Source organism: uncultured Campylobacter sp. (assembly GCF_905373215.1).
GTDB lineage: Bacteria > Campylobacterota > Campylobacteria > Campylobacterales > Campylobacteraceae > Campylobacter_B.
Window position 1 is genome coordinate 1 of the sequence record NZ_CAJPRT010000030.1, and the last position, 14,508, is coordinate 14,508.

The window sequence follows — 14,508 nt, forward strand, 5'->3', positions numbered from 1 at the left end:
GGGTAGAATTAGCCAAATTTTACCCGGAAAGGATACTAAATGAAAAAATCACTATTTTTGTTGGCATTTGTCGCTTACTTTGCGTTCGGCGCGTCCGAGCTTGAGACGCTAGAAAAAGAGTGTAATGACGGCAATATGGAGTCTTGCTATTTCGCAGCCACCTGGCATAAAGATCCAGCCAAAAGGCATGAGCTATTTAAAAAAGCTTGCGACGGAGGAGAGGATTTGGCTTGTAACGCTGTGATTGTTAAAATAATAAATGAAGATCCAAAGGAGGGTATCAAATTTGCCGAAAGAAAATGCAGTGAGGGAAGCGGAATTAGCTGCTTAAATTTAGGGATGTTATATCATGCTGGAAAATTTGTAGAAAAAAATATAAAAGAGGCAATAAATTATTACGACAAGGCTTGTAATGCTAAGATAGGAGATGCTTTCTCTTGCGAAAGTCTAATGAAAATTATGATGAGGGTAAAGAGGTAAAAATGGATAAATTAAAATCGGGGGTTTATATGAAGAAAGGTTGTGATTTAGGTAATTGTGTCGCGTGCAATAACTTTGCAAATTTTAATTATTACACTATGAAAGATAAAAGCAAAGCCGCGCAGTATTTTAAAAAAGCTTGCGATACATGCAAAGACGATCTTATTTTGCGAGAGTCGGAAGTATATAAAGAATCCTGCGATATGTATGAACTGCTAAAATAGCTCGCCGAGTTGCAGCTGGTACAATACGCATCGGCTGCGGCTTAAAATCCTGCCGCGTCTAAATTTAAAACGCAAGTAAATTCAAAGCGACGATAAAATCTTAAATTAATCGGGCGATCTTATAGCAGAATTTGGCGTAAATTTACACGGATCCTGCACAGATTTTGACGCGAGCAAAGCGCTAAAATAAAGAGGCAGATTTGTCATAAGCAAATGCGTGCCAAAAGCATAGATTGGCACGCAGCAGAATTTTAAGTTAGAATTTATGAAATCTTATGCGCTTGCGTCTTCGCATGGATTGGGCGAAAGTGGAATTGCAAGATTGGAATTTACGCAGTCGCGCGTATAAAGCTTCGCGCCGTTTTTTTGATGTGGAATTTAGAATTTCTATAGCTTCGAATCTGGCGCTGAGCCTTGAAATACCGTAGCGATAGAATTTTAAAATTCGCCGCCGCATCGCTTTAAAAATCTTGCTTAAAAATTTTAATTATGCAGCGTAAAATTTTTCATTTCTGCCGGGCGCTGTGTTTTTCTATAAAAATTTTGCTCTTTTGCTATGGTGCTGTGTTTTCGTCGTAGAATTTCGCGACTTTTTTGCCGCGGCATTCTTAACGCGCGATCCTCATTATTTTGCTTGTTAAAATTTAAGTGATAAATCCCACGATGTTAAATTTGCACGACATAAGGCTCTTGTCGCTCTACGCCACTTTGAAGCGAAATGAAATAAATTCTACGTGGCGCAAAAGGCGCCCGATTAGGCTTTGGGGCGTCCTTGCATACTGCGCAAAAGCGCGATCTCCTCCGCCCAGAGGCTATCGTCGATCGTTTCTAAAATCAGCGGGATCTCGTCGATGTTGGGGTCGTTCATGATATTTTCAAACGCCGTGAGCCCCAAAAATCCGCGTCCGAGGCTCTCGTGCCGATCTTTGCGCACACCAAGCTCGTTTTTCGTGTCGTTTAGGTGCATGCCGCTTAAAAATTTATAGCCGATCGCGCGATCAAACTTGCTCATCGTGCGCTCATAGGCCTGCCGGCTGCGCAGATCGTATCCTGCGGCGAACGCGTGACAGGTATCGATGCAGACGCCGATGCGATCTTTGTTTGAAATTTTATCGATCACGTAAGCAAGCTGAGCGAAATCATAGCCGAGATTGGAGCCCTGGCCGGCGGTATTTTCGAGCACGAGCTTGACGCCACTAGTGTTTGCGATGGCGAAATTTAGCGACCCTGCGATATTATCCAGGCACACTTGAGCTGAAATTTCATTTAGATGTGAGCCTGGATGAAAGTTCAAAAGCCTAAGCCCGAGCGCCTCGCAGCGGCGGATCTCGTCCACAAAGGCGTTTAGGGATTTCTCGCGCTCCGCCTCGCGTGGATGGCCCAAATTTATGAGGTAGCTGTCGTGCACCAAGACATGCTCCGCGCTGATGCCGCTTTGCTTCAACGCGTCCTTAAACGCGACGATCTCCTCCGCGCTAAGCGGCGGCACGTCCCATCTGCGCTGATTTTTGACGAACATCGCAAACGCGTCCGCCCCGATCTTTGCGGCATTTAACGGCGCGTTGGAAACCCCGCCGTTAGCACTCACGTGCGCTCCGATCCGTTTCATTTTACCTCCTCAATTTTATTTTACGCCGCGTGCGGCGAAATTTCATAAACCCGAGCTGCGCGCGAATTTTTAAATTTAAATGCGCGCTTTTCTTTCGGACATACGCGCTGCTTAGTAAATTTCGCCGCGAAGAGCCGGCGCAGAGCGTCAATAAAATCGCGCCGTTTGCAAAGCTTGAGCGACTATCCCGCCGAGTAATGGAATTTTGACCGCTCGCGCCGTTGTTTTGGGCGGCTGCTAGAGAGCAGTATTCCCGCGCGTTTATATACACCCGCTGCGCGAAATTTTGTTCGTTCGCAATTTATTCGGGCCGCCCGCGGAATTGCATCTCACGCGCCACAAACATTGATCGCACGAGATTTTACTGCAGCTCGCGGATTTTGATCTTTACGCCGCGTTTTGCGTCGGCGAAGCTTATGGATCTTCCGCCGCCGTCCTTGTCGCGGCAAACCTTATAATCGATAGAGCCATCTTGCAGGCTTTGCGCGAGGCAACGGCGCTCGCCTGCGTCGCTGCCGCCAAAGATCGGCTTACCGTCTAGGATTTCGCCCAGAAGCCCGCGGTAGTGCTCGGTGCCGAAGAATTTTTTATTGAAAACGAGTTCGTCGTCGCACGCGCCGTTCATGCAAATTTTATCGCCTTTTAAAACCAGGCTCAGCACGCTGATGCCGCTTGCGTAAATTTGAACCTCGGTTTGGTTTTTAAATTTACGCATAAAGCCCGCGTCGCTGGTGCGAGTAAGCGGCGAAATGACGGTGAAATTTACAGCTTGCGTAGAAGCGGGCTTGAGCGCGGTGGTAGCGCAGCCTGCGAGCAGAAGCGAAAGTGCAAGCGGCGCCAGAAAAGAGCATTTCATAAATAATCCTTAATTTAAGTTGGGTTTAAGTGCGTCTTGAGTAGAATACCGCCTTTAATCTTAATACCAGATTAAGTGGCCCCTTCGTCTAACGGTTAGGACATCGCCCTTTCACGGCGGTAAAACGAGTTCGAATCTCGTAGGGGTCGCCACTTCTAGTTTTAAAATTTTTTGACGCAAACCTTAGTTTTTGTAAAATTCTGAAATTATGCGCTTTTGCTGCTTCCTGCGCTACAAAATTCCAAGACTTCAATAAAAATTCTACCTGATAATTTTAAAATTTAGCCCTGCCGAATTTATGTAATAAATTTTATGCGGACAGATGAAACTTAATAAAATAAAACTCGCGAATTTAGCTCTTTCTAAAAAAAATTCGCTAAATTTATCGAATGCAAAATTTTAAAGAATACGTAAATGAAATTCTAAAAAATCATCCTGGCGAGCGCGTCACGAGCTTTAGTTTCGAGGGCGAGAAATACTGGCTCAAGCAGCCGGAGCTGCACATCCGCGGCGGATTACTTACGAAAATATTTAAAGCAAATCCGAAAGCCGCTTTCGATTACGAAGCGCTAAAATGCGAGAGCCTGTACGCAGCCGGCGCGCCTGTGCCGCAGCTGGTGCTGCGAGAGGAGAGCTTTTTCGTACTCAAAGACGGCGGCACGCCGGTGGATGAGGTGCTAAAAAGCTCGGATAAGGTATCTTGCGTGGCGCTCATTGAGGGCTACACTGCAGCGTTAGCACAGCTGCATTCGCGCGGCTTCATACACGGCAGGCCCGCACTGCGCGACGTCTTAGTAAAAAACGGCGAGATGAAATTTATAGATTTTGAAAATCGCGGCGAGCGCGATGATCTGCAAAAAGCCAAAATGCGAGATTTTTTGCTGTTTGTCTATGATCTTTGTCGCGAAGGGCTAAACGAAGGTTTGGTGCGCGCAGGCATTCGCACCTACGCCTCAAGCGGCGGGCAGGACGTAGTGCAAAGTGCGTGGGCTACGGTACTTGCGCTGCGTCCGATATATTTTATCGCTAGGCTTTTGCCGCAAAAATTTAAGGATCTAAACGCGCTCGTGCGCACGTTTGAGCTCTGTCTAAAAATAATTGAGGAAAACGATGGTCAAACAAAGTAAATTTGCCAAATTTAAGCTGGTGATTATACTCGCCTATATGTCGGCTCTGGCGCCCTTGTCTACCGATATGTATCTGCCCGCGCTGGAAAAGGTAAAGGCAAGCTTTGCTACTAGCGAGTTTTACACTCAGCTATCGGTTGCGAGCTTTTTCATCGCTTTTGCGCTAGGACAGCTCGTTTATGGGCCGCTAAGTGATAAATTCGGCCGTAAAAAGCCGTTATACGCGGGCATTTTGCTTTTCATATGTGCGTCGCTTGCTTGTGTGAGCTTTGATAGCGTTTACGCGTTTATATTTTTTAGATTTTTGCAAGCTTTGGGTGGGTGCGCTGGAGTGGTACTTGCGCGAGCCGTAATTAATGATAAATTCGAGCTGCACGAGGCTGCGGCGATGTTTGCGCTGATGATGGTCGTGGGCTCGCTAGCGCCGATGCTAGCACCAACTCTAGGCGGATTTGTTCTAGATTTTTTCTCGTGGCAAGCGATTTTTGCGATTTTGTTCGCGCTTGGAATTTTGCTTTTTGCATTTATATTTTTCGGACTTGACGAGAGCGCGCAGATAGATGGGACTGCTATTCTTAGCGTAAAAGGCGTGCTTGGCGAATACGGCATAATCTTGCGAAATAAAGAATTTATGCGCTATACGCTAGGATTTGCGGTTGCGATGAGCACACTTTTTGCTTATATCACGGGCTCTAGCTTTATATTTTTGGGCTATTACGGGTTGGGTGAGCATGCCTTTGGCGTAATATTTGGCATCAACGCTCTTGGGATGACCCTCGTTTCGGCACTAAATGCCAAGCTCGTGCAAAATCGCGAACCCACAGCTTTATTAAATTTCGGCCTAATAGCGATGCTTGTGACGAGCCTTATTTTGTTCGCATGCTCTATGCTTGACCTTCCTTTCATCTGCTTTGAGGCTTCGCTTTTCGTATTACTTTCGTCTCTTGGCTTTGTTGCGCCTAACGCCACGACGCTTGCGATGGCGCTGTATAAGGACGGCAACTCTGGCGCAGCTTCGGCGGTACTGGGGACTGCGCAGTTTGCTATCGCCGGGGCTATTTCGTTTATCGTAGGTGCAGTGGGAGCGAATAAGCCGTTTTTGCTCGCAAGTGTGATGGTGATTTGTGCTCTTTGCGCAAACGCCGTGTATTTTTTATTGCGAGAAAAGAATCAAAAATTTTAATTTTAATATTTTTTAAATTTATCGTTAAGGATTGATTGGCTAAAATTAGCTTTTGTTCTTTCAGTGTAAGAAAGACAATTCGGTAAAAAAGGAAACAAGCCAATGAGCGATATTATCGCGTATAAACTTAACGATGAAATTTACGATACTCAAAGTATCGGCGAGCACGCAAGCGAGGCGCAGCCGATATATTTCGATAACTCCGAGGACGCGCTTAAAATTTTGCGCCACTCCTGTGCGCACCTTTTGGCGCAGGCGGTGCGCGAGCTCTATGCGGGCGCAAAATTTTTCGTAGGGCCTGCGATCGAAGATGGGTTTTACTACGATATCCGCGTTGGCAAAGATAACGGCGAGAAGCTCGGCGAAGAGGATTTAAAGGCGATCGAAAAAAAGATGCGCGCGCTTGCCGAGGCAAATTTAGAGATTAAAAAGATAGCCTCCACTAAAGAGGCGGTCGCGAAAAAATATGCAAACGACGATCTTAAGCAGGAGGTTTTAAAGCGCATCCCCGAAGGCCCCGTAAGCCTATACGCGCAGGGCGAGTTTGAGGATATCTGCCGCGGCCCGCACGTGCAAAATACGAAATTTTTGAAAAATTTCGCCCTTACACGCATCGCGGGAGCGTATCTCGGCGGCGACGAGAAGCGCGAGATGCTAACTCGCATCTACGGCGTCGTATTTGCCGATAAAGATAGCCTTAAAAAACACCTTACGATGCTAGAAGAAGCCAAGAAGCGCGATCACCGAAAGCTCGGAGCCGAGATGAAATTTTTCACCTTCGACGAGCAGATCGGCGCGGGACTTCCGATCTGGCTTCCTGCCGGCACGAGGATGCGCATAAAGCTCGAAGAGCGCCTTTATAGGCAGCTTCGCAAGCGCGGCTACGAGCCGGTGCGTGGCCCTGAAATTTTAAAATCAGACGCATGGAAGATCAGCGGGCACTACAGCAACTACAAAGAAAATATGTATTTTACGACGATCGAGGAGCAAGAATACGGTATCAAGCCGATGAATTGCGTCGGCCACATTAAGGTTTATCAAAGCGAGATCCGCTCATATCGCGATCTACCGCTTAAATTTTGCGAGTACGGCGTCGTGCACCGCCACGAAAAAAGCGGCGTATTGCACGGACTTTTCCGCGTGCGCGAGTTTACGCAGGACGACGCACATCTATTTGTGATGCCGAGCCAGATCAAAGAAAACGTCTATGAAATTTTAGATTTCGTTGAACTCTTGATGAAGGCTTTCGGCTTTGAATACGAGCTTGAAATTTCGACTAAACCGCAAAAGGCGGTTGGCGACGACGAGGTTTGGGAGATCGCGACGAAGGCTTTAAAAGACGCGCTTGACGAAAAGGGCTTAAAGTACGGCTTAGACGAGGGCGGCGGCGCTTTTTACGGACCTAAGATCGACATCAAAATCACCGACGCGCTCGGTCGAAAATGGCAGTGCGGCACGGTACAGGTCGATTTTAACCTGCCTGCGCGCTTCGAGCTTGGCTACATCGACGAAAATAATGAAAAAAAGCAGCCCGTGATGCTGCATCGCGCGATTTTGGGAAGCTTCGAGCGCTTCGTGGGGATTTTGCTCGAGCACACCGCGGGCGAACTTCCGTTTTGGATCTGTCCTACGCAGGTATCGATCGTGCCGATCGGCGAGGCGCACGCAAGCTATGCGAAGGAAATTTTAAATTTGCTGCGCGAAGAAGATATTGACGGAGAAATTTTAGATAAAAACGAGACGCTAAATAAACGAATCAGAACGGCTGAAAAGCAGAAGGTGCCGCTCATCATCGTCCTAGGCGATAATGAAGTTTCGGCTCGCAGCGTGGCCTTGCGCGATCGCAGGGCGCGCGAACAGCGAAATTTAAGGCTGGATGAGTTTTTAAATTTCGTAAAAGCTAAATTAAACGAGGTGAATTTTTGAGCAGAGGCAAAGAGGTTTTTCTAAACGAGGACATTCCGGCTAGCGAAGTCAGGTGCATAGGCGACAACGGCGAGGTTTACGGCATAATTTCAAAGGCGCAGGCGCTGCAAATCGCCGAGCGAGAGGGCGTGGATCTGGTTTTGATAGCGCCCGATGCAAAGCCGCCCGTTTGCAAGGTCATGAACTACAGCAAATTTCGCTATCAGCAGGAAAAAAAGCTCAAAGAGGCGAAAAAAAAGCAAAAAATCATCGAGGTCAAAGAGATCAAGCTGTCCGCCAAAATCGCTCAAAACGACATTAATTACAAAGTAAAACACGCGAAAGAATTCCTTAGTAGCGGCAAACACGTCAAGCTTCGCGTATTTTTAAAAGGGCGCGAGATGTCAAGCCCGGAAATCGGCGTAAATTTGCTCAATAAAATTTGGGATGAATTTTTCGCAGAAGTTGCAGATCGCGATAAAGCGCCTGCGCTGGAGGGTCGCTACGTAAATATGCTGATCACGCCGAAAAAGGCGTAGCGTAAATTTAGTGGTATTTTGCGCTGCGTGCGGCAAAATTTTAAAATTTACGCGCTGTTTTTCCCCACAGTATAGCGCGTAAATTTAAACTAAACAGCGAAATTTTAAAATTTATACAGGCTAAGTTTATCTCTAAATTTAGCCCTTTAAATTTGTATAAAATTTTTTGGATCCAGCCAAACCGAATCTTAAGCGAGTGGCATAATTTAACTTTAAATTTATCAAATTCAAATTTTTCAAAGAAACTTTATTATATACTTCTTGTTCACTTTAAAAAAAGGACGACCATGCCAAAGATGAAAAGCGTGCGCGGTGCCGTCAAGCGTTTTAAAGCGGGCAAAAACAAGATCAAAAGAGGCTCGGCGTTTCGCAGCCACATTTTGACGAAGATGTCTCAAAAACGCAAGAGGAATTTGCGCGAGGCCCAATACGTCGATTCTACGAACGTATCTGCGGTTAAAAAAATGCTTTGCAAATAGTGCAAAGTTAGTTTTTGACGAAAGTCATTCAAACTCCCCTAAATTTATGGATTTTAGGGCAAGATCCCCAAGGGACGCCGATTAAGAAAGGATTAATATGGCAAGAGTAAAAACGGGTATCGTTAGACGCCGCCGTCACAACAAGGTGCTAAAGCTTGCGCGCGGATTTTATAGCGCAAGACGCAAACATTTCAGAAAGGCCAAAGAGCAGCTGGAGAGAAGCCTCGTTTACGCCTTCCGTGACAGACGCGCGAAAAAACGCGATTTCCGCAGACTTTGGATAGTGCGCATCAATGCAGCTTGCAGACTAAACGACATCAGCTATTCTAAATTTATAAACGGACTTAGAAAAGCGGGCATCGAGCTTGATAGAAAAATTTTAGCAAATATGGCTATGAACGACCCTGAAGCTTTCGCAACCGTCGCAAAGAAGGCAAAAGCAGCATTAAAATAAGTTTTAAAATTTGGCCGTCTTAAGACGGCTAAATTTTTAAATTTCGACAAAGCTTTTAATTTTAAAAGCGCGTCCAAAAATTTGTCGAAATTTAAGAATTTGGGTATTTTTATTTGAGGCGGTGCAGAATGCTAAAGTCTTTGAAAAAAATCGTATCTCTTGCGCTTATCGGTGCAGCAGGGTTCGGCTATGCGAGCGAGCAGAATTCCTGGGGCTATGCAAACGCGCAAAAATCACATTCCAACAACACTTCCCGTTCCGACGTAATGAGCGCTGCGGACAGCCTGGGCGCGAAATTAAGCAGGCGCGACGCAGCTAGCGATAGCTCTGCGAGCGACGAGTATGAAAACTCATTTCGTATCAAGCTTGAGTATGCAAGAGGCTTTGCCAAAAAGGGCTCATATTCGGGCAGGCTTAATAATCAGCGCGTTATGATGCCTGCGTTTCGCTGGACGGGCAATAGCGGCGTAAATGCCGAGTTTTGGAACGGCATTACCAATATAGGCGGCGCGCTGGTTCCTTATGTGGCTTTCGGCTCTTACGAGGCGGCGATACCGGGCAATCAAGCTACGCAATATTTGGTCAGAAGAGAAGAAGACGCGGTTCAGATGAAGCGAAATATCGCGGCGGGCATATCAAATTTAGGCTATACCTATACTAAAAATTCTACTAGAAATTTGAATTTAGTCTATGCCGATATCGATAATTTCGTAAATTTCTACGGCAGAGAAAATATCGCAGGATACTTTATCGACGAAGTTAATACCGAAAACAATCCCGCAACTATCGCCTATATGGCTAATATCTACAATTATATCAAGACTAAATATCCGGGAATGCTTGTTTTGGCAAACAACGGCTGGGGCGTGCGCGACGCCATAGCTCCCTATGCGGACGTTTGGATGCTGCAAGAGGTGAGCGCGGACGATTATATAAATAACTACCGCCCTAGAACTTCGGAATTTGAAAAAGACCCCGCAAATTCTTCTAAAATTTTGCACGTGATATACAACGCAAGACCAGATCAATACGACGAGATCATAAGATTATCTCGCGAGCGCAACGCGGCAAATCTATTTATCACCTCCGATACGAATGCCTATCCTAGCGGATACGACGATCTGCCTACCTATTTTGAAGCGCTGATGCTGGCGATCAATAACTTCACGCCTAAAAACGGCAGCCTGTTTTCGCAGGTCGCAAGAGGCGGCAACCGCATAGGCATCGAGATGCCGCGCTCGAAGGTCGATCTGGATCTTACAAAGCTTGCAAGAAATTCTGCTTATAAAAATTTAACCGACACCGACGAGCAGGAGTTTAACGTAAACGTAAGCGCGATTGGAAACTACGGCGGGGATTACAAAGACCGCTCGGGTGGCGTCAAATACGATCACAAGAGCGACGGAATTTTACTCGGAGCCTCCAAGAGAGTAGATGATCTTACGCTGGGCGTGATCTTTGGGTATCAAAAATCGGACGCTTGGTATGAGGGTAAATTCGACGGCGTGAAAGAAAACATCAAATCCTACGAGCTCGGTCTGGCGGGTAGATACGATTTTAACGAGAACGTGGATTTGGCGGTAAATTTAACATATTCGACAAACGATCATAAATTTGAAACCAATAACGGATTCGGCGCTATCCATGGCGCGAAATACAAGTCGCAAATTTGGGATTTTAGCACGAGAGCAGGATATAAATTTTTATTTGAAAACGGCTATATTAAGCCATATTTGGGGCTTGGAGCGATTAGGGTGAACGAGGATGCGATCTCTAGGCTTAAATTTAGCTCCGCTTCAAAAACCGCGCCGAACGGCACCGCGGGAATTTACGCGATCAAGGCTTTCGGCGATCTGCAGATATTCGCAAATGCTGAGTACGAGCATCGATTTAGCGGAGATTCGTACCATGCAAGCAGAAAGTATTCGGACAGATACGACGTCGAGGAACTTGATTATTCTAGCGGCGTGTTTAACGGCGCGATCGGACTGAAATATAAAATCCTTCAAAGCGTCGGACTCAGCGCGTCGTACGAGTTAAGCGAGAGCAAAAATAGCCTGGCAAGAGCGGCTTTTGACGTGGAGTTTTGATTTTAATAGGACGCAGCCCAAGATAGGTAGCTTGAAGCACGATTACAAATTCCTCTTTGCCGCAAATCAAAAATTTGCGGCTAAATTTTATCTGGGCTTTGCCGCGAAATTTTAAAATTTTGACCGTAAAATTTTTACTAGCATAATTTCTACTTTGAAATTCCATGTAAGGCCATTTTTTGTGCCGTTATGGATGCGAAGCGACGAGATGGAATCGCTGCCACAGAATTTCGCGCGGACGCTGAGGGGGGTTTTAAAATTATAAGATTTTGCCCGTTTAAGACTTTGTGGATCGCGTTTCATCCGTAAGAGATTTTAAAATTCTATACTAGGTGCAACTGCGGAATTTTTAAAAGCAGCGGAATTGCAAGAACTCCAAAGGGGCAGTATTCATAATCCGAGGCAAAATTTAGATTGATTGAAAGCTACCGAAATTGGGTGAAAGAAGCGAAATTTTGCGGATCGCTCCGCAAAATTTAAGAGAGATTATTTTAGCTTGTCTAGTTCGATGATGTAAGGCACCGAGTTTACCCCCGCACCGAAGTATTTGGCAGCTAGGGCTTTTGCAGCATTTAGCTCGGCAGCGCTTACGTCTTTGGCGCCTGCTTTGTTATCTTCAGCGTAGTATTTTCTAAAAACCGCTATCTTTTGCTCGTCGGTTTTAGCATTTTTGATTTCTTTGTAGATGAGTGCGGATTTTGCGTGGCCGTCGTCGCCGTGAACGGAGGTCATGACGATATCAACATTGTTATTTTTTAGCGTTTCTTCGATCCTTGCCATCTCTTTGCGGCAGAATGGGCACAAAGCATCCGTCAGCATCAAAATCGTAGGTTTTTTTGGATCGTTTCCTAGCTTGATAATATTGTCTTTACTCTCTGCTTTGAAGACCTTACTTAGCTGCCCTGCGATGCGGTCTTGTTTGATCTGCTCCTTATAGACTACGCGTTTTTTAGGATCGATGATATCGGTAAAGATCAGATCGCCTTGGGTGAAAATGATCTCCTCTTGCGACATATTGCCTTGAGAGATTTTTAAAACGACCGCTTCAACGCCCTTTAGCTCGCTAAGCGGGATGCGCTCGGCGACCTTTATTTCGATGCCTTGAGGCGCGCCGCCATAGATGGATAGAATTTCGCTGTCGCTTAAAGCCGCGTTTAGGCTTGCTGCGAGCGCAACTGAAGTTAAAATAGCTTTTTTCATTTTTTTCCTTTGCAAAAAATTCCGCGCATTGTAGTGCAAAATTTTAAATTTTTACTTTTTCAAATAGCGTTTATTGTCGATCGTCACGATATTTCCCATCTTATCTAAGTATTCGAGGTAGCAGATGACGAATTTTCTGCTAAGCCCAAGCTCCTCTTTAGCGTTTGTGACGTTTACGAAGCCCTCTTTTTCGATGATTGCGTAGAGGCGTTTGATCGCTAGGGCTAAATTTTCGGCCTCGACGAAGAGATTATGTGCGAGACGGACGACCTTTTTGGCGTATGTTAGCTTCTTTAGCGCGTCATCGCCGCTTTCGCGGTCGATCTCTAGCTCGTCGTAAATGTTATACGGCGCAAGCGGCGCGATGCCGCCTTTTTTGATGAGATCAAAAATTTTACTTTCCAGGCCCTGCTTAAGCGCGTCAAAATCCACTCCAGATTTTACGTAAACTCCGCCCTTTTTGGAGACGATGCCGCTCCGCTCAAGCTCGCTAAGCGCGCGCGCGGCAAGATCTTCGCTGGCCCACGAGAGCTTTAGAGCGATCGAGGCTGGCGAGAAGATCGCGTAGTCGTTTTTTGAGACGATAAATTTTATGAGGCTTTTTACGTCCTCGATCGCGCTTAGATCGTAAACGCATAAATTTGCTTCGTCAAAATACGTCCCTTCTATGCCGCGCGCGATCTTTACCGCTTCGTCGTATTCCATTCCGAAGCGCTGATACGCCGAAAATAGCCCGAATCCATGCTTGTGAAAGAGGCTTAAAATTTTAAACGCTTCGGTGAAATTTCGCTTTAAAAGCGCAGTTAGAAGCACGGCTTTGCTCTGCTTTTTTAGCGGCTCGACTACGGCGTTTAGCACGCGTCCGCCACCGATTACGCGCGAGTTTGACAAGCAGACGAATGGCTCGTCAAATTTCAAAAACATCGTTTTGTCAAATTTAAAGCTTACGAGCTTCTCGCCGCTTGGAAGTTCTTTTAAAATGAGCGCTTTTGCCGCGCTTTGCTTGCTTCCGACGCAAAACAGCACGTCTTGATTATGCGAAATTTCGCCGCTAAAGGTGCAGTCGGCTTCGTTAAAGCCGCGGAAAAAGCCCTTTTTGCTTAGGATTTGCCCCTTTTCAAGCTCGCTCGTTTTGGCGTCCAAGCTTAGCGCGACGCGGTTTGGAGCCTGCGCCAGCGGCGTGTCCTCGTCGTGGATCTGCACGCTTTTGATGTTAAAAATTTTACCCAGATCGCAGTTATAAAGCTTCTCGCCCTTTGAAATCGCGCCGTTAATGAGGCTGCCCGTTACGATGGTGCCGAGCCCCTTGAGCGAAAAGACGCGGTCGATGTAGTAGTGCACCACGCCGCCTCCTTGGCGCTGCGCGGGCTTGATATTGAAAAGATAGTTTTTCAGCTCGGCGATGCTTGCGGGATCTTTTATGCTGATAAAAAAGGTGTTTAAAATTTGCAAATCCTTAAATTTACCGATGTATTCCTTGCACTGCGCCGCAACCTCCGCCTTGCGCGCGTCGTCAGCTAGGTCGCACTTGCTGATACACAGGATCACGCTTTTTACCCCGAGCAGCGATAAAATTTGAATATGCTCGCGGCTTTGCGGCATTAGCCCGTCGTCAGCGGCTACTACTAGCATCGCAGCGTCGAAGGCATATGCGCCGCTAATCATCGTCTTTACTAGATTTTCATGCCCAGGAACGTCGATGAAAGCGACGTTGGTATCTCCCGAGCGCAGATGCGAGAAGCTAAGATCGATCGTGATGCCACGTTCTTTTTCGCTCGGCATCCGGTCTCCTTCAAAGCCGTTTAGCGCCTTGATTAATGCGGTCTTTCCATGATCGATATGGCCTGCGGTGCCGATGATTACGCTATTCATAAATTTCTCCGATCTTTTTTATTAAATCTTGTAAGTCGCTTTTTAAAATCGATCTGAAATCGAGCAAAAATTTATCATCCTCGATCCGCCCGATTATTCCCGCAGCGCGAAATTTTGCCTGCGTGCTCTGCGGGTCTGCACCATCTAAGATCGCAAGCGCGACGCTAGGGTAGGAAGCGCTCGGCATCGTGCCGCCGCCTACGAAGGTGGTAGTAGGCACGATCTGCGATTTTACGCCGATGCGCGATTGCACTAGCTCCGCTCGCTCACGCAGCTCGTCCAGGCTCAGATGGATCTGATCTATCGTCGTGATGAGGTGAAATTCTTTATTTATATACGCCTTGATCGTCTCGGCAAGCAGGCTTAGCGTGATCTTATCCACGCGCAGCATTCGCAGTAGCTGGTTTTTGCGCAGGCGCGCGATGAGCTGCCGATCCCCTAGGATGATGCCGCACTGCACGGAGCCGAAAAGCTTGTCGCCGCTAAAGCT

At 46.6% G+C, this 14,508-nt stretch carries 13 protein-coding genes, 1 tRNA gene and 1 pseudogene; 10 read left to right on the forward strand and 5 right to left on the reverse strand.

Going from position 1 to position 14,508, the window contains the following annotated elements; all coding sequences use genetic code 11:
• Window positions 1-39: 39 nt before the first annotated feature.
• Together QZ176_RS09600 and QZ176_RS09605 are read left to right on the forward strand one after the other, a co-directional pair.
• Window positions 40-480, forward strand: coding sequence for a hypothetical protein (locus QZ176_RS09600; protein ID WP_295153146.1), 441 nt, complete (start codon window positions 40-42; stop codon window positions 478-480).
• Window positions 481-482: 2 nt separating this feature from the next.
• Window positions 483-704 (forward strand): hypothetical protein, encoded by a 222-nt coding sequence (locus tag QZ176_RS09605; protein WP_295153148.1) that lies wholly within the window; start codon window positions 483-485, stop codon window positions 702-704.
• A gap of 754 nt (window positions 705-1,458) precedes the next feature.
• Here the strand turns inward: QZ176_RS09605 and nfo are convergent.
• Together nfo and QZ176_RS09615 are read right to left on the reverse strand one after the other, a co-directional pair.
• On the reverse strand, window positions 1,459-2,313 hold the full coding sequence (nfo, locus tag QZ176_RS09610; protein WP_295153150.1) for a deoxyribonuclease IV: 855 nt from the start codon (window positions 2,311-2,313) through the stop codon (window positions 1,459-1,461).
• A 361-nt stretch (window positions 2,314-2,674) separates the two neighbouring features.
• Complete coding sequence (locus QZ176_RS09615) at window positions 2,675-3,169, reverse strand: hypothetical protein (RefSeq protein WP_295153152.1); 495 nt, start codon at window positions 3,167-3,169, stop codon at window positions 2,675-2,677.
• Window positions 3,170-3,246: 77 nt separating this feature from the next.
• On the opposite strand from QZ176_RS09615, the gene QZ176_RS09620 reads away from it, so the two are divergent.
• The 8 genes from QZ176_RS09620 to QZ176_RS09655 all read left to right on the forward strand — a co-directional run bounded on the left by QZ176_RS09620 (window position 3,247) and on the right by QZ176_RS09655 (window position 10,946).
• Window positions 3,247-3,321: transfer RNA gene (locus QZ176_RS09620), tRNA-Glu, on the forward strand.
• Window positions 3,322-3,558: 237 nt separating this feature from the next.
• Window positions 3,559-4,296, forward strand: coding sequence for a spore coat protein (locus tag QZ176_RS09625; protein WP_295153154.1), 738 nt, complete (start codon window positions 3,559-3,561; stop codon window positions 4,294-4,296).
• Window positions 4,280-5,479: a multidrug effflux MFS transporter gene (locus QZ176_RS09630; protein ID WP_295153156.1), complete on the forward strand. Its 1,200-nt coding sequence runs from the start codon at window positions 4,280-4,282 to the stop codon at window positions 5,477-5,479. Before QZ176_RS09625 ends, QZ176_RS09630 begins: the two co-directional genes overlap by 17 nt.
• A 102-nt stretch (window positions 5,480-5,581) precedes the next feature.
• Window positions 5,582-7,405 (forward strand): threonine--tRNA ligase, encoded by a 1,824-nt coding sequence (thrS, locus tag QZ176_RS09635; RefSeq protein ID WP_295153157.1) that lies wholly within the window; start codon window positions 5,582-5,584, stop codon window positions 7,403-7,405.
• Window positions 7,402-7,923 carry a translation initiation factor IF-3 gene (infC, locus tag QZ176_RS09640; protein WP_177388239.1) on the forward strand — a complete coding sequence of 174 codons (522 nt, stop codon included), beginning with the start codon at window positions 7,402-7,404 and terminating at the stop codon, window positions 7,921-7,923. The genes thrS and infC overlap by 4 nt, the downstream gene beginning before the upstream one ends.
• A gap of 287 nt (window positions 7,924-8,210) precedes the next feature.
• On the forward strand, window positions 8,211-8,402 hold the full coding sequence (gene rpmI / locus QZ176_RS09645; protein WP_005871089.1) for a 50S ribosomal protein L35: 192 nt from the start codon (window positions 8,211-8,213) through the stop codon (window positions 8,400-8,402).
• Between the two features lie 97 nt (window positions 8,403-8,499).
• Window positions 8,500-8,856, forward strand: a complete 357-nt coding sequence (gene rplT / locus QZ176_RS09650; protein ID WP_295153159.1) for a 50S ribosomal protein L20 — start codon at window positions 8,500-8,502, stop codon at window positions 8,854-8,856.
• A 128-nt stretch (window positions 8,857-8,984) separates the two neighbouring features.
• A complete protein-coding gene (locus QZ176_RS09655) occupies window positions 8,985-10,946 on the forward strand; it encodes an autotransporter domain-containing protein (RefSeq protein ID WP_295153161.1) in 1,962 nt (653 codons plus the stop codon).
• A gap of 486 nt (window positions 10,947-11,432) precedes the next feature.
• Here QZ176_RS09655 and QZ176_RS09660 read toward each other — a convergent pair whose 3' ends face one another.
• From QZ176_RS09660 to QZ176_RS09670, 3 genes and pseudogenes are all read right to left on the reverse strand, one after another.
• Window positions 11,433-12,146: a histidine kinase gene (locus tag QZ176_RS09660; RefSeq protein ID WP_295153163.1), complete on the reverse strand. Its 714-nt coding sequence runs from the start codon at window positions 12,144-12,146 to the stop codon at window positions 11,433-11,435.
• Between the two features lie 51 nt (window positions 12,147-12,197).
• Window positions 12,198-14,018 (reverse strand): selenocysteine-specific translation elongation factor, encoded by a 1,821-nt coding sequence (gene selB, locus QZ176_RS09665; RefSeq protein ID WP_295153165.1) that lies wholly within the window; start codon window positions 14,016-14,018, stop codon window positions 12,198-12,200.
• Window positions 14,011-14,508 (reverse strand): annotated as a pseudogene (locus QZ176_RS09670) (L-seryl-tRNA(Sec) selenium transferase); the annotation flags it as partial. The pseudogene QZ176_RS09670 and the gene selB, both read right to left, overlap by 8 nt.

Excerpts from the sequence above, each read along its gene's own strand:
- rplT (WP_295153159.1), top strand. The coding sequence starts at position 8,500 with ATGGCAAGAGTAAAAACGGGTATCGTTAGACGCCGCCGTCACAACAAG.
- thrS (WP_295153157.1), top strand. The coding sequence starts at position 5,582 with ATGAGCGATATTATCGCGTATAAACTTAACGATGAAATTTACGATACT.
- QZ176_RS09660 (WP_295153163.1), bottom strand. The coding sequence starts at position 12,146 with ATGAAAAAAGCTATTTTAACTTCAGTTGCGCTCGCAGCAAGCCTAAAC.
- QZ176_RS09630 (WP_295153156.1), top strand. The coding sequence starts at position 4,280 with ATGGTCAAACAAAGTAAATTTGCCAAATTTAAGCTGGTGATTATACTC.
- QZ176_RS09625 (WP_295153154.1), top strand. The coding sequence starts at position 3,559 with ATGCAAAATTTTAAAGAATACGTAAATGAAATTCTAAAAAATCATCCT.
- selB (WP_295153165.1), bottom strand. The coding sequence starts at position 14,018 with ATGAATAGCGTAATCATCGGCACCGCAGGCCATATCGATCATGGAAAG.
- QZ176_RS09615 (WP_295153152.1), bottom strand. The coding sequence starts at position 3,169 with ATGAAATGCTCTTTTCTGGCGCCGCTTGCACTTTCGCTTCTGCTCGCA.
- QZ176_RS09605 (WP_295153148.1), top strand. The coding sequence starts at position 483 with ATGGATAAATTAAAATCGGGGGTTTATATGAAGAAAGGTTGTGATTTA.
- QZ176_RS09600 (WP_295153146.1), top strand. The coding sequence starts at position 40 with ATGAAAAAATCACTATTTTTGTTGGCATTTGTCGCTTACTTTGCGTTC.
- rpmI (WP_005871089.1), top strand. The coding sequence starts at position 8,211 with ATGCCAAAGATGAAAAGCGTGCGCGGTGCCGTCAAGCGTTTTAAAGCG.
- nfo (WP_295153150.1), bottom strand. The coding sequence starts at position 2,313 with ATGAAACGGATCGGAGCGCACGTGAGTGCTAACGGCGGGGTTTCCAAC.
- QZ176_RS09655 (WP_295153161.1), top strand. The coding sequence starts at position 8,985 with ATGCTAAAGTCTTTGAAAAAAATCGTATCTCTTGCGCTTATCGGTGCA.